We start from the raw sequence: 14,449 nt of genomic DNA, 5'->3' as shown, positions 1-14,449 counted from the left end.
CAGCGGGGGGCGGGGCGCGGGGCCGCCCCCAGCGCCCCCGGCCGGCCCGGTCACCAGGTGAGGGGCCGAGGCCGTTGTCATGAGTGCGGGGTGCGGCGTTCAGCCGAAGAGGACGATCAGTCCGGCACCGGCAGCGGCCCACAGCAGGGAGGCCAACGTCCCGATGATGAACTGTTCCCGCTGATGGGCATTGGTGAACTCGCCGTACCGCGCCAGGCCCTTGACGGCCACGACGACGGCCAGGCCACTCGGGTACCCCATGGCCAGACTCACGACGACCGCCACGCGTTCGAGCACGCCGATGACCAGGCCTCCGCGCAGCGGCAAGCCTGGGGGCTCCGCCTCCGTGGCGAGGGCGGTCTCCTGTGGCCGTCGGTCCTTGGAGGTCATGAGGTCCCATCGCGCCCGGCGCTGGGCCTCGAGGTCCCGGGCCAGGTGCAGGACGAGTCGGGTCACGGGATCGCCCGAGAGTCCGAAGGCGACAGTGAGGGCCGGCGCCAGGCACCACAGGGGTACGGCTCCGGTGATCACCCATGACGTGAGGACGGCCGCCAGAAGCACCACCGGGAGCCAGACGGTCAAGGTTCCGCGCCAGCCGGTGAGTGAACCACACGGCCCGGGTGCGGTCGAGGAACCGACGCCCGCCGGGTGGTTGGTGCGGAGACCGGCCTGGGGATTGGGGGATTGGTTCTTCTGCGGTTCAGGAGTCAACCAGATTCACCTCGTCCGCCTCACGGAGCAGTTCGACCAGCACCTCGCGCACGGATCGTTCCTCGTGCCACAGGGCCGTGGCCAGCCGCCTGGACACCGATGACTGCTTGATGCCGAGCTCGTCGGCGATCCGTTGCTGCGTCATACCGCGATCGGCGAGTTCCGCGGCCTGCTGAGCCGTGGCCGTGCGTCGTCGTCGGGTGGAGGCCAGCAGCGCCAGGAGGGCGTCGGCCTGCTGCGATCGCAGGTCCTCCTCAACACCGCGGACCGCGGTGTCGGAGGCGGAGGTTTTGGCCGCCTCCACCGCTTCGCGCGCGTGGACGAAGGCACTCCCGGTCGCCTCGTTGACGCTGCCGGGCAGGGGAGTGTCGACGGTGCCGACCCCCAGGCCCACGTGCCATTCCCCGGACTCGGCCAGGTGCAGTGCAGCCTCCACGACGGGCCCGGGGTCGGCGTACAAGGCCTGGAGCTCGTCGCCGGCGGAGATCTGCCAGCTCAGCAGCGGCGTGGGGTGGCTTGATTCCAAGCGACTCCGGTGGGCGGGCATGTCCAGGGCACCGGGTTGGCGCTGCGAGTGATGTCGGTCGACGGTGAGGACGTACGGCACGGAACCTCCTTATGCGCTCCATGATGCATTATCTGAGATTATGCACCTTTAAGTGCATGTACGTCACGAACGTCCGGTGTTGGTGATGGGCCCGACGTTGTCCACGACGACGGCGGGGAAACCGTCCTCGTCGGAGGTCTTCAGATCGATCCGCGCATTGATCCCGAAGTCGTGGTTGCCCTCGGGATCGTCGAAGACCTGTTGCACGGTCCAGAACCCGGACAGACCTTCGGGGGCCTCGTCGATGCGGATCAGCGCCGGCCCTCGTGCCTGGGCATCGGTGAAGATGTCGTCGTACTCGTTGAAGTACTCGTCCATGGCCTCCGCCCAGCGGTCACGGTCCCAGCCGGCGTCGCCGTCCAGGGCGCCCAAGGTCTTGTCCTTCTCCTGGGCGAACAGCTCCACGCGTTGGAACATGGCGTTGCGGACCATGATCCGGAACGCCCGCGGGTTGTTCGTGATGGCCGGGGCCTGTTCCTCCATGAGCTCGGCCAGGGAGTCCTGGGTGGTCCCGGCCGGGGACTCTTCACCGCGGGTCAACTTCTCCCACTCGTCCAGCAAGGAGTTGTCCGTCTGGCGGATGGTTTCGCCCAGCCATTCAATGATGTCCTCCAGCGCCTCCGTCCGTTGCTCGATCGGCACGGTCTGACGCAGCGCGCGGTAAGCATCGGTCAGATAGCGCAGGAGGATTCCCTCGGAGCGGGTGAGTCCGTAGAACTGGACGTACTGTCCGAAGGTCATCGCGCGTTCGAACATGTCCCTGACCACGGACTTGGGCGTGAGCTCGTGTTCGGCGAGCCAGGGCGCGGAGCTGCGGTAGGTCTCGAAGGCCTGCTCCAGCAGCTCGCGCAGCGGCATCGCATACGTGATGTCGTCCAATTCACGCATGCGCTCGTTGTACTCGAGGCCGTCGGCCTTCATCTGGGCCAGTGCCTCGGTCTTGGCCTTCTTCTCCTGCATCGCCAGGACCTGACGCGGGCGCTCGAGCGTGGACTCGATCACGGACACGGCGTCGAGTTCGTGGTTCTCGGCCTCGGGGTCCAGGAGGGTCAAGGCGGCAAGTGCGAAGGGAGCCAGCGCGTTGTTCAGTGCGAAGTTCTCCTGCAGTTCGACGGTCAGGCGGTACCGACGTCCGTCGTCGTCCGGCTCCGTGAGCCGCTCGACGACGCCGGTGGCGCGCAGCTCCCGCAGGATCCCCAGTGACTCCCGAACCCACCGACGGCGGTCAGCCACAGTCCCGTCCAGGCCTTCGAACAGGTGCCGGGCGGCGGCCACCGGGTCCCACGGGCGTTGCAGCAGGTTGAGCAGCATGGCGTGCGTGACCGAGAATCCCGAGCGCAACGGCTCGGGTTCGGAGGCGATCAGGGCGTCGAAGGTCTTGCGCGACCAGGACACGAAGCCCTGGGGCGGCTTCTTCTTGGGAACCTGCCGCAGCTTCTTCTCGTCGTTGCCGTGTTTACGACGGGCCTTCTCCATGGCGCGGTTGTTCTCGATGTCGTGTTCTGGGGCCTGCACGACGACGGTGCCCTGCGTGTCGAACCCTGCGCGCCCCGCACGTCCCGCGATCTGATGGAACTCCCGGGACTGCAACCGCCGGGTGCGTTGCCCGTCGAACTTCGACAACGCGGTGATCAGGACGGTGCGGATCGGCACGTTGATCCCCACACCCAGGGTGTCCGTGCCGCAGATGACTTTGAGCAGGCCCTCCTGGGCGAGCTGTTCCACCAGTCGCCGGTACTTGGGGAGCATTCCGGCGTGGTGCACACCGATGCCGTGCCGGACCAGACGATTGAGGGTCTTGCCGAAGCCGGCGGCGAATTTGAAGTCGGCGATGACCTCCGACACCCGTTCCTTCTCCTCCTTGCTCAGGACGTTGACGCTCATGAGCGACTGCGCCTGGTCCATGGCCTGGAGCTGGGAGAAGTGCACCACGTACACCGGGGCCTGATGGGTGGAGACCAATTCGTCGATCTGCTCGTGGACGGGCAGTTCGGAGTAGTAGTAGCTCAGGGGGACCGGCCGTTCGGCGTCGTCGACGACGGCGGTTTCTCGCCCCGTGGCCTCGGTCAGGCGCTTGCGGATGGCGGACGTGTCCCCGAGGGTGGCCGACATCAGGAGGAACTGTGCCTGGGGGAGTTCGACCAGCGGGACCTGCCACGCCCAGCCGCGCTGCGGGTCCGCGAAGAAATGGAACTCGTCCATGACCACCGGCCCCAGATCCGCTCCCGGACCCTCCCGCAGGGCGATGTTCGCCAAGATCTCGGCCGTGCAACACACGATGGGCGCGTCCGGATTCACCGCCGAATCTCCGGTGACCATGCCGACGTTCTCGGCCCCGAAGGCCTCACACAGCGCGAAGAACTTCTCCGACACGAGGGCCTTGATCGGCGCCGTGTAGTAGGAGCGTTGGCCCTGGGCCAAGCCGGTGAAGTGGGCGGCCAACGCCACCATGGACTTGCCGGAACCCGTGGGGGTCGCCAGGATCACGTTGGCGCCGTTGGCCACTTCCAGGACTGCTTCTTCCTGGTGCGGGTACAACTCGAGACCCCGTCCGGCGGACCAGCCGACGAAGCCTTCGAAGATTTCGTCCGCGGTGAGGGGATTACGGGCGAAGTCCCCGCGGAGATAGTGCCGTCCGGGGGAGGACAGGCCGGGGGTGAGAACTTCCAGAAGTGACATCGCCACCAGACTAGCCGCGGCCGCAGACAGCCAGGGGCGCCATGCGGAGGCGTCCGCGGCCGTGGCAACCTACCCTCGGGCGATTACCAGCCGCGTTCGCGCCACTCCTCGAGGTGCGGCCGCTCAGCTCCCAGGGTGGTGGGCGCGCCATGACCCGGGTAGATGACGGTGTCGTCGTCGAACCGGTCGAAAATGCGCGTCACCACGTCCTGGTAGAGACTCTGGAAGTTCGCGTCGGTCTCCGTGCGGCCCACGCCCCCGGGGAACAGTGAGTCGCCGGTGAAGATCCGCACGGGACCCGACGGGTCCCGGTAGACCAGGGCGATGGAACCCGGGGTGTGTCCGCGCAGCCCGATGACTTCCAGGTCGAACCCGTCGAACTCCGCGACGTCCCCGTTGTCCAAGGTCACGTCCATGGACACATCGATGGCGTCAGCGTCGGCGGTACCGCAGGCCGTAACCGCCTCGGAGCGGGACTTCACCTCGGCCAGGGCCCGGACGTGGTCCCAGTGGGAGTGCGTGGTGATGATCATCTGCAGGCTGCCCGACAGCGTGCAGTCGCCGCAGCCGGCGCCGACCAACCCGGCGATGGCACGGGGATCGTCGGCGGCGTCGATGAGTACCTGCGTGCCGTGGGTCTTTGAGGTCAGCAGGTACACGTTGTTCTGCATGTCGCTGACCTGGATGGAACGAATCGTGACCTCGGCCAGATCAACACTCTGCGTGTCGGTGACGAACATGCCCACGATTCTAAGACTGTTAGCAGGCTTCGTTCACCTTGGGTCACCCGCTCGTGACCTCATCGTGGTATCCAGTCATCATGCCCGGATTCCTTCCCCCCGCGGATCAGACGTGGGAACGCAAGCGCCCCGGTCGATTGCTTCTGCTGACCGTCGGGTCCTACGTGCTCCTGCTGGCCACCATTTGGGTGCAGACACACGATCCGGAGGTGAAGGCCGTTGCCTCTGACCCGTCACTCGGTTTCGAGCTCACTCCGGGCCCCGGCTGGTCGACGATCGGCGGGCTCGGCCTGCTCTACGGAATCCCGTTGGCGCTGTGGTGGAAGAAGGTGCCGTTCCTGCTGCACTTCATGGCGGGCCTGTGCGTCCTGGGCGCGGTGGTCTTCGCGCTGTCGGCGGCCACCGGGCTCCTGTGGAACTGGAGGCTGGGGGTAGTGCCCCTGGCCGGTGTGGTGACCAACATCGCCTGGCTGGTCCTGGCCTACAGGCGTGATCGCATCTAGCGAACGACGGCGGTGAACAGCCCCGTCAACTGGACCGCGGGCACTTTTCCCGGGGCGCACGTGAGCCAGGCTGTCGGAGCCGGGCGATAAACTGCACGGCGTGCCCGAACAGAGTCTTGCCCCCATGCTCACCGTGCCTGAAGCACAAGCGACAGCCCCCACCGATCTGACCGAGATCGTCGTGCAGGGCGCCCGTGAACACAACCTTCACGACGTCGACCTCACCATCCCGCGTGACGCCATGGTGGTCTTCACCGGGCTTTCCGGTTCCGGCAAGTCCTCCCTGGCATTCGACACCATCTTCGCGGAGGGACAGCGCCGGTACGTCGAGTCCCTGTCCTCCTACGCGCGCATGTTCCTGGGACGCGTGGACAAACCGGACGTGGACTTCATCGAAGGCCTGTCTCCGGCCGTGTCGATCGATCAGAAGTCGACCTCCAAGAACCCCCGCTCCACGGTGGGCACCATCACGGAGATCTACGACTACATGCGCCTGCTGTGGGCGCGGATCGGGCATCCCCACTGTCCCGTGTGCGGGGAGCCCATCACCAAGCAGACCCCGCAACAGATCGTGGACCGTCTGCTGACCATGCCGGAAAGGACCCGGTTCCAGGTGCTGGCACCCGTGGTGCGGCGCCGGAAGGGTGAATTCGCCGACCTTTTCGCGAGCCTGACACAGCAGGGGTACTCCCGTGCCGTCGTCGACGGTGAGCAGGTGACCCTGGACGACCCGCCCAAGCTCAAGAAGCAGTACAAACACGACATCGACGTCGTCGTGGACCGTCTGGTCATCAAGGACGGGATGGAACGCCGCCTGACGGATTCCATCGAGACCGCGCTCGGCCTGGCCGATGGTCGGGTGGTGGTAGAGCTCGTGCTGCGCGACGGCGAGGACGCCCCGGAGGGCATCGACCAACGACAGACCTTCTCCGAGAACCTCGCCTGCCCCAACGAACACCCCTTGGGCACCGACGAGATCGAACCGCGCGCCTTCTCCTTCAACGCTCCCTTCGGCGCGTGCCCCGAATGCGACGGCATCGGCACCCGCCTCGAGGTGGACGAGCACCTGGTGGTCCCGGATCCCGACCTGAGTCTGGTGGAGGGTGCGATCCAGCCCTGGTCTCTCGGCAAGTCCACGAGCGATTACTGGAACCGGCTCATGGCGGGGCTCGGCGAGGAACTCGACTTCGACCTGGTGACCCCTTGGAAGGACCTCCCCGCGGCGGGACGAAAGGCCCTGCTGGAAGGCAAGGACTACAAGGTCACCGTCTCCTACCGGAACCGGTGGGGCCGGGAGCGCCGGTACACCCAGGGCTTCGAAGGTGTCTACACCTACATCCGCCGCAAGCACGAGGAGACCGAGTCCGAGAACGCCAAGGACCGCTACGAGCAGTACATGCGGCAGGTGCCTTGTCCGGCCTGCCAGGGACAACGGCTGAACCCGACCATGCTGGGGGTGACCGTCGGCGGGCTGTCGATCGCCCAGGCCACGGCTCTGCCCATGCGGGAGTCCCTGGCCTTCTTTCAGGGCCTCGAACTGACCGAACGCGAAACGCGCATCGCGGAGCAGGTGCTCAAGGAGATCGAAGCGCGGCTGACCTTCCTCCTGGACGTCGGGCTCGACTACCTGAATCTGGAACGGGCCTCCGCGACCCTTTCCGGCGGTGAAGCCCAGCGCATCCGACTGGCCACCCAGATCGGGGCTGGTCTGGTGGGCGTCCTCTACGTCCTGGACGAGCCGTCGATCGGGTTGCACCAGCGTGACAACAGGCGTCTGATCCAGACGTTGACCAAGCTCAGAGACATGGGGAACACCCTGATCGTCGTCGAGCACGACGAGGACACCATCCGCGAGGCGGACTGGATCGTCGACGTCGGCCCCGGCGCCGGTGAGCGCGGTGGCCGGGTGGTGCATTCCGGCGGGTACCAGGAGCTGCTGGCCAACAAGGACTCGATCACCTCCGACTACCTGTCCGGCCGCAAGGCGATCGACGTCCCGGCCACCCGGCGACCCGTGGACCCCGAGCGAGTCCTGCGCGTCGTGGGGGCCCAGGAGAACAACCTCCAGAACATCGACGTGACCTTCCCCCTGGGAGTGTTCACGGCGGTGACCGGTGTGTCCGGCTCCGGAAAGTCGTCGCTGGTCAACGAGATCCTCTACACGAAGCTCGCCAACGAACTCAACGGCGCCAAGCAGGTCCCGGGCAGGCACAAGCGCATCGAGGGCGTGGAGCAGCTCAAGAAGATCGTGCACGTGGACCAGTCGCCCATCGGCCGAACCCCCCGGTCCAATCCCGCCACCTACTCCGGCGTGTTCGACCGGATCCGCAAGCTCTTCGCGGACACTCCCGAGGCGAAGATCCGGGGCTACCAGCCGGGGCGGTTCTCGTTCAACGTCAAGGGTGGCCGCTGCGAGGCCTGCTCCGGCGACGGCACCCTGAAGATCGAGATGAACTTCCTGCCGGACGTCTACGTTCCCTGTGAAGTCTGCAAGGGTGCCCGGTACAACCGCGAGACCCTGGACGTGCACTACAAGGGCAAGTCCATCGCCGAGGTCCTCGACATGCCGATCGAGGAGGCCGCCGAGTTCTTCTCGGCCTACACGGCCATCGCCCGTCACCTCGACACCCTGGTCGACGTCGGTCTCGGGTACGTCCGGCTCGGCCAGCCCGCGACCACGCTGTCCGGGGGAGAGGCCCAGCGGGTCAAGCTCGCGGCGGAACTCCAACGGCGCTCTCACGGCGACACCATCTACGTCCTCGACGAACCCACCACGGGACTGCACTTCGAGGACATCAACAAACTGTTGAAGGTTCTGCAGGGTCTGGTGGACAAGGGGAACTCCGTGATGACGATCGAACACAACCTGGACGTCATCAAGACGGCCGACTGGGTCATCGACATGGGCCCCGACGGCGGATCGGGCGGTGGCCTGGTGGTCGCGGAAGGAACGCCGGAGGACGTGGCACAGAATCCCGCCAGCCACACGGGCATGTTCCTCAAGGAGATTTTCGAGGGGGCACGGTGAAGCTCTACCGGCTGGCACAGGAAGCGGTCGCCACCCTGTTTCGCGTCACCTGCCGCCCGGTGATCACGGGGGAGGAAAATTTCCCGGCCACCGGCCCGGTGATCGTGGCCTCCAACCATCTGTCCTTCCTGGACGGGATCATCCTCTCCGCGCTCATGCCGCGGAGGGTCGGATTCATCACCAAGGCCTCCCTGGCGAATGCGCCCGGGATCAAGGGCAAGGTGATGACCTTCGTCTACGACGTCCTCGGGCTGATCCCCGTCGACCGGTCCCGGCAGTCGGAATCCGTCGCGGCGCTGGAACCTGCGCTGAAACTGTTGGGTCAAGGCGGCGTGTTCGGCGTGTTCCCGGAAGGCACCCGTTCCCGTGACGGTCGCCTGTACCGTGGCCGCACCGGGGTGGCCTTTTCTGCCCTGTCCACGGGAGCGCCCGTCGTCCCCGTCGCGCTCAAGGGGACCGAACGGCTCCAGAAGCCCGGGTCCCGGATCATCCGGCCCCGCAAGTTCGAGTTGCACATCGGCACGCCGCTCGAGGTCCAGCGGGTCGACGGGCGTCAGACCGGGGCTCAACGACGCGAGGTGGTGGACCGGGTCATGGACGCGATCGCCGCACTCTCCGGCCAGGAACGCGCGGACGGTTACAACGTCCCGCCGTCGGTGGAGCGAGACGCCGCCCGTGGCTGACCCGTCGATCTACCGCCCCGCACGCGGGGAGATCCCCACGGATCCCGGGGTCTATCGTTTCCGGGACGCCGCGGGGCGCGTGATCTACGTGGGCAAGGCCAAGAACCTGCGGAACCGGGTCTCCTCCTATTTCGCGCCACTGCACACGCTGGCGCCCAAGACGCGCACCATGGTCACGACCGCCGCGGGTGTGGAATGGGTGGTTGTCGGCTCCGAACTGGAGTCCCTGCAGCTCGAGTACACGTGGATCAAGCAGTTCCAACCGCGTTTCAACATCGACTACCGGGACGACAAGTCCTACCCGTACCTCGCAGTGACCATGGGCGAGGACGTGCCCCGCGCATTGGTCACCCGCGGCACCAAGAAGAAGGGGACCCGGTACTTCGGTCCCTATTCGCAGGCATGGGCCATCCGCGAGACCCTGGACGCCGTCCTACGTGTGTTCCCCGTGCGCTCCTGCGCCCCCGGTGTCTACCGGAGGGCCGAGCGGTCGGGGCGCCCGTGCCTGCTGGGTTACATCGGAAAGTGCTCGGCGCCGTGCGTGGGGGAGATCTCCGTCGAGGACCACCGAGCCCTGGCCGATGACCTGTGTCGCTTCATGTCCGGGCACCCGGAACCGTTCATCAAGGAGCTCGAGGACCGGATGCGCGCTGCGGCCGCGGTGCAGGACTTCGAGACTGCCGCCGCGCGCCGTGACGATGTGGAGGCTTTGCGCAAGGCCTTCGAACGCAACGCCGTCGTGCTCTCGGACGCCGTGGACGCCGACTTCTTCGCCCTGGCCGACGACGAACTCGAAGCAGCCGTCCAGGTCTTCCACGTCCGCGGCGGTCGTATTCGCGGCCAACGCGGGTGGGTCACGGAGAAGGTCGAGGAGACCGACGGCGCCCACCTGCTCGAAGCGTTGCTTCAACAGGTCTACGGAGAACGCACCGCCGACGGGGCCTCCGGTGACGAACTGCGCGCCCACGCGCGTCGCGAGGAGCGCGGCTCCCACCACCGGCCTTGGTCCGAGGAACTGACCTACCGTGAGAACCAGGTGCCCCGCAGTGTGCTGGTCTCCGAACCCGTCGAGAACGCCGACCAGCTCGAGGACTGGCTCAGCGGGCTGCGCGGGTCCCGGGTGTCGATCGGCCTTCCGCAGCGCGGTGAGAAGGCCCAGCTCATGGAAACGGTGCGGGAGAACGCCCGCCAGGCCCTCGCCCTCCACAAGTCCCGGCGGGCCGGTGACATCACCACGCGTTCGGCCTCATTGCAACAGCTGCAGGAGGCGTTGGACCTTCCCGAAGCCCTCATGCGGATCGAGTGCTACGACATCTCCCACGTCCAGGGCACGGACGTTGTGGCGTCCATGGTGGTGTTCGAGGACGGGTTGGCACGTAAGTCCGAGTACCGGAAGTTCTCGATCACGGGGGACGCGGCTCGCGATGACACCGCGTCCATGTACGACGTCATCCATCGACGGTTCAGCCGCCACCTGGCGCAGCAGGCCGAGACGGCCGAAGCCGGTACACGGACCGGGGCCCTGTCGCCGGAGGACCTGGACGCCGACCCCGCGGCACGCAAGCGGTTCGCGTACCCGCCCAACCTCGTCGTCGTCGATGGCGGACCGCCCCAGGTGGCCGCGGCTGCCCGGGCCCTGGAGGACCTGGGAGTCGTGGACGTCGCGGTGGTCGGGTTGGCCAAGCGCCTGGAAGAGGTCTGGCTGCCGGATGACGAGTTCCCCGTGATCCTGCCACGGGCCTCCGAAGCGCTGTACCTGATGCAGCGGATCCGCGATGAAGCGCACCGGTTCGCCATCACGTTCCACCGGGCCAAACGCGGTCGCTCCATGATCTCCTCGGTGCTCGACGACCTCCCGGGCGTCGGGCCGGCCAAACAGAAGGCGCTGCTCAAGCACTTCGGGTCCGCCAAGAAGCTCCGCGCGGCCCGCGTCGAAGAGATCCAGGAAGTTCCGGGGTTCGGTGCAGCCCTGGCTGCCAAGGTGGCGGCGGCACTGCAGGAACCAGCCGCCACGACCGGGCAGGATGACCCCACCGGGGGACTCACCGTCAATACGGCCACCGGGGAAATCCTCGACTAGGCCACCCCGCCCGATAGGCTTGAAGCAAGATCGGCGCGACTGTTCGGGCGCCCCGATCGCGTTCCACGAGTGATCGGCCGAGAGACAGAGATGACGCAGCCACCCACGCACGACGACCCGTTCTCGCGCCTCCAGTCCGCCGAACCGCCCCGCGGTGGTGACAACGTCCCCCAGCCGGAACGCAAGTCAGAACTGCTCGTGGTCACGGGCATGTCGGGAGCGGGCCGGTCCACGGCAGCCAACGCCCTCGAAGACCAGGGTTGGTACGTGGTGGACAACCTGCCACCCCAGATGCTGCAGACCCTCGCGGACCTGGTGTCCCGGACTCCCGAGGCGATTCCGCGTCTGGCCGTCGTCATCGACGTGCGCGGCAAGGCGTTGTTCAACGACATGAAGGAGACCTTGGCCGCCATGGAGGCCAGCGGCGTGGACTTCTCCGTGTTGTTCCTGGACGCCTCCGACGAGGTGCTGGTGGCGCGCTACGAGCACCAGCGTCGTCCCCACCCGCTGCAGGCTGGCGGACGGATCTTGGACGGAATTGCCGCGGAACGGGGACTGCTCAAGGACCTCAAGGAATCCGCGGACATCGTGTTGGACACCTCGTCCTACAACGTGCACGCATTGTCCAAGGCCGTCGCGGATCTCTACACCACCGACGGGCCTGTTGTCCTACGCCTGACGGTGATGAGTTTCGGTTTCAAGTACGGCGTACCGGCCGACGCGAACTACGTTGCCGACGTTCGCTTCATTCCGAACCCCCACTGGGTTCCGGCGTTGCGTCCCAGGACGGGCAAGGACATCGAAGTCCGCGACTACGTGTTCAAGGAGGACGGGGCGCGCACCTTCGTGGAGCGCTTCACGTCCATGTTGGAGCCCGTCTTCGAGGGCTACCGGACGGAGAACAAGCACTACGCCACCATCGCTATCGGCTGCACGGGGGGCAAGCACCGGTCGGTGGCCGTGACCGAGGACGTGGCACGGCGCCTCTCCAAGTTCCCACGCGTGACCGTCAACGTGGAGCACCGGGACATCGGGCGCGAGTGACGCGGGACTGACATGACCGACCAACACCGACCGTCCCCGGTTTCGGGGGCTCCCACAGGCTTTCCGGCTGCGGGCGGGCCGATGCGACCGGACCTTCCGCCCGGACCCTTCGCGGGTCGCCAGGACCAATCACGGGGTTCGAACGACGACGCACCTGCCAGACCTCGGCGGAGCTCCGGAAAGGCCGTGGTCGCCCTGGGCGGCGGACACGGGCTCTCGGCCTCGCTCTCGGCCCTGCGACTCCTGACGAACCACCTGACCGCCGTCGTGACCGTGGCCGACGACGGCGGGTCCTCCGGCCGCCTGCGCGAGGAGCTCGCCGTGCTGCCGCCGGGGGATCTGAGAATGGCACTGTCGGCCCTGTGTGACGACTCGGACTGGGGGCTGACCTGGCGTGACGTCATGCAGCACCGGTTCGGTTCCTTGCCGCACCGGCCGTCGTCGTTGGACGGGCACGCACTGGGGAACCTTCTGATCGTGACCCTGTGGGAATTGTTGGGGGATCCGGTCGCGGGCCTGCGGTGGGCCGGCGCCCTGCTGGGCGCCCAGGGCCAGGTCCTTCCCATGTCCGTCACCCCGCTCGTCATCGAAGGGGACGTGGCCGACGACTCCGTCGATCAGGGATTCCGCACGGTCAGCGGGCAGGTGGCCCTGGCCAAGGAACCCTACGTCCGCAACGTCCGGCTCAAGCCGCCGGGAGCGGTGGTGTGCAAGCAGGCCCTGGACGCCGTCGAGGCAGCCGACGCGGTCATTCTCGGACCGGGCTCGTGGCACACCTCGGTTCTGCCTCATCTGCTGCTGCCCGAACTGCGTCAGGCCCTGGAAACCACGGAGGGCCAGCGAGTCATCACCATGAATCTTTCCCGGGACACGGAGACCGAGGGAAAGACCAGCGCCCAGGAGCTCGAGGTCCTGCACGAACACGCGCCGAACCTCCGGATCGATTCGGTGATTGCTGATCCCTCAGCGGTCGAGGACCAGAGCCATCTGGAGGCCGTCGCCTCCCGGATGGGCGCCTCCGTACACTTCGCCGACCTGCGCCGTGCCAGAGGCGAACGGGTGCATTCGTCCTTCAAGCTGGCCGCCGCATACCAGGAAGTGCTGGGTTCCGTCTAAAAACGCCCGCGAGCACGTCGGGGTACCCTGTTCAGCATCCGATGGGGTTCAGTCATGCTCCACTCGAGCATGTTCCAACCCCGTGGAACGCACGCGAACACCTTGCGGAAAGGATGCAGATGTCCCTGACGGCATCGGTCAAGGATGAGCTTGCCCGGCTGGAGACCAAGAAGGCCTCCGAGCGTCGAGCTGAACTCTCGACGGTTCTGCGGTTCTGCGGCGGCCTCCACATCGTTTCGGGCCGGATCGTGGTCGAAGTCGAACTCGACTCCGCGGCCGTGGCGCGGCGGCTGCGGGCAACGATCATCGAAGAGTTCGGCCACGTGTGTGAACTCGGCGTCATCAGCGGGGGAGGGTTGCGGCGCGGTAACCACTACGTCCTGCGTGTGGTGCGCGACGGCGAGGCCCTGGCGCGCCGTACCGGTTTGCTCGATTCCCACGGACGCCCGGTCCGTGGCCTGCCGCCGATCGTGGTCAACGGCACCATCGGGGACGCCGAGGCCGTTCTGCGCGGGGCTTTCCTCTCCCACGGCTCCCTGACCGAACCGGGCCGCTCGGCCGCCATGGAATTCACCTGCCCGGGCCCGGAGGCTGCCCTGGCGCTGGTGGGTGCAGCCAGACGGTTGGACGTCATTGCCAAGGCCCGGGAGGTCCGCGGCGGCGATCGCGTGGTGATCCGCGACGGCGACGCGATCGCAACCCTTCTCACCCGCATGGGCGCACACGAGACTCTCCTGACCTGGGAGGACCGCCGTATGCGCAAGGAGGTCCGCGCGACGGCCAACCGGCTGGCGAACTTCGACGACGCGAACCTGCGTCGATCAGCGCAGGCCGCGGTGGCCGCCGGGGCTCGGGTCGAACGCGCGTTGGAACTGTTGGGTGACGACGTGCCGGATCACCTACGCGCCGCCGGCGAACTGCGACTGGCCAACAAGCAGGCCAGCTTGGACGAACTCGGCCGCCTCTCCGATCCCATCCTGACCAAGGATGCGATCGCGGGCCGGATCCGCCGTTTGCTGGCCATGGCCGATCGCCGCGCCGAGGAACTGGGCGTCCCCGGGACAGAGGCGAATGTCTCGACCGACATGCTTCCCCGCAACTGACCCGCCCAGGTGCCCGCTGAGAGCGAACACACTTCTCGGAAACAGTGCGACCATGTGGGTTTGGTTGTGTTTTGCCGAGTTCATTCTGTGTAACCTCGCGTTTCTCTGGCGCACTGCCCATCCTCCGTTTAGACTAATTCCCAGCGGTGAGTTGC

At 66.9% G+C, this 14,449-nt stretch carries 11 protein-coding genes; 7 read left to right on the top strand and 4 right to left on the bottom strand.

What is annotated here, in order from left to right; all coding sequences use genetic code 11:
- Positions 1-99 precede the first annotated feature (99 nt).
- From GWK18_RS00275 to GWK18_RS00260, 4 genes are all read right to left on the bottom strand, one after another.
- Complete coding sequence (locus tag GWK18_RS00275) at positions 100-711, bottom strand: hypothetical protein (protein WP_166832419.1); 612 nt, start codon at positions 709-711, stop codon at positions 100-102.
- Complete coding sequence (locus tag GWK18_RS00270) at positions 701-1,318, bottom strand: transcriptional regulator (RefSeq protein WP_348535780.1); 618 nt, start codon at positions 1,316-1,318, stop codon at positions 701-703. The genes GWK18_RS00275 and GWK18_RS00270 overlap by 11 nt, the downstream gene beginning before the upstream one ends.
- A gap of 63 nt (positions 1,319-1,381) precedes the next feature.
- Entirely contained in the window at positions 1,382-3,997 is a 2,616-nt protein-coding gene (locus GWK18_RS00265; RefSeq protein ID WP_123824814.1) for a DEAD/DEAH box helicase, read from the bottom strand.
- Positions 3,998-4,080: 83 nt separating this feature from the next.
- A complete protein-coding gene (locus tag GWK18_RS00260; protein ID WP_123824813.1) occupies positions 4,081-4,737 on the bottom strand; it encodes an MBL fold metallo-hydrolase in 657 nt (218 codons plus the stop codon).
- An 80-nt stretch (positions 4,738-4,817) separates the two neighbouring features.
- Between GWK18_RS00260 and GWK18_RS00255 the strand changes: the two genes are divergently transcribed.
- The 7 genes from GWK18_RS00255 (at position 4,818) to whiA (ending at position 14,294) form a co-directional block, all read left to right on the top strand.
- Positions 4,818-5,240 carry a hypothetical protein gene (locus GWK18_RS00255; RefSeq protein WP_123824812.1) on the top strand — a complete coding sequence of 141 codons (423 nt, stop codon included), beginning with the start codon at positions 4,818-4,820 and terminating at the stop codon, positions 5,238-5,240.
- Between the two features lie 124 nt (positions 5,241-5,364).
- Positions 5,365-8,268: an excinuclease ABC subunit UvrA gene (gene uvrA, locus GWK18_RS00250; protein ID WP_123824855.1), complete on the top strand. Its 2,904-nt coding sequence runs from the start codon at positions 5,365-5,367 to the stop codon at positions 8,266-8,268.
- Positions 8,265-8,951, top strand: coding sequence for a lysophospholipid acyltransferase family protein (locus GWK18_RS00245; protein ID WP_123824811.1), 687 nt, complete (start codon positions 8,265-8,267; stop codon positions 8,949-8,951). The genes uvrA and GWK18_RS00245 overlap by 4 nt, the downstream gene beginning before the upstream one ends.
- On the top strand, positions 8,944-11,031 hold the full coding sequence (gene uvrC, locus GWK18_RS00240) for an excinuclease ABC subunit UvrC (RefSeq protein ID WP_123824810.1): 2,088 nt from the start codon (positions 8,944-8,946) through the stop codon (positions 11,029-11,031). Before GWK18_RS00245 ends, uvrC begins: the two co-directional genes overlap by 8 nt.
- 90 nt (positions 11,032-11,121) lie before the next feature.
- Positions 11,122-12,075 carry an RNase adapter RapZ gene (gene rapZ, locus GWK18_RS00235; RefSeq protein ID WP_123824809.1) on the top strand — a complete coding sequence of 318 codons (954 nt, stop codon included), beginning with the start codon at positions 11,122-11,124 and terminating at the stop codon, positions 12,073-12,075.
- A gap of 81 nt (positions 12,076-12,156) precedes the next feature.
- Positions 12,157-13,191: a uridine diphosphate-N-acetylglucosamine-binding protein YvcK gene (gene yvcK / locus GWK18_RS00230; protein WP_199732539.1), complete on the top strand. Its 1,035-nt coding sequence runs from the start codon at positions 12,157-12,159 to the stop codon at positions 13,189-13,191.
- Positions 13,192-13,310: 119 nt separating this feature from the next.
- Positions 13,311-14,294: a DNA-binding protein WhiA gene (whiA, locus tag GWK18_RS00225; protein ID WP_123824807.1), complete on the top strand. Its 984-nt coding sequence runs from the start codon at positions 13,311-13,313 to the stop codon at positions 14,292-14,294.
- Positions 14,295-14,449: the final 155 nt, after the last annotated feature.

This window comes from Kocuria sp. JC486 (genome assembly GCF_011602805.1).
GTDB lineage: Bacteria > Actinomycetota > Actinomycetes > Actinomycetales > Micrococcaceae > Kocuria > Kocuria soli.
Note: the sequence above shows the minus strand (reverse complement) of the source record. Positions and strands in the feature narration are given on the sequence as shown.

Coding starts and splice junctions, on each gene's coding strand:
- whiA (WP_123824807.1), top strand. CDS start 13,311: ATGTCCCTGACGGCATCGGTCAAGGATGAGCTTGCCCGGCTGGAGACC.
- GWK18_RS00265 (WP_123824814.1), bottom strand. CDS start 3,997: ATGTCACTTCTGGAAGTTCTCACCCCCGGCCTGTCCTCCCCCGGACGG.
- uvrA (WP_123824855.1), top strand. CDS start 5,365: ATGCTCACCGTGCCTGAAGCACAAGCGACAGCCCCCACCGATCTGACC.
- GWK18_RS00255 (WP_123824812.1), top strand. CDS start 4,818: ATGCCCGGATTCCTTCCCCCCGCGGATCAGACGTGGGAACGCAAGCGC.
- yvcK (WP_199732539.1), top strand. CDS start 12,157: ATGCGACCGGACCTTCCGCCCGGACCCTTCGCGGGTCGCCAGGACCAA.
- rapZ (WP_123824809.1), top strand. CDS start 11,122: ATGACGCAGCCACCCACGCACGACGACCCGTTCTCGCGCCTCCAGTCC.
- GWK18_RS00260 (WP_123824813.1), bottom strand. CDS start 4,737: ATGTTCGTCACCGACACGCAGAGTGTTGATCTGGCCGAGGTCACGATT.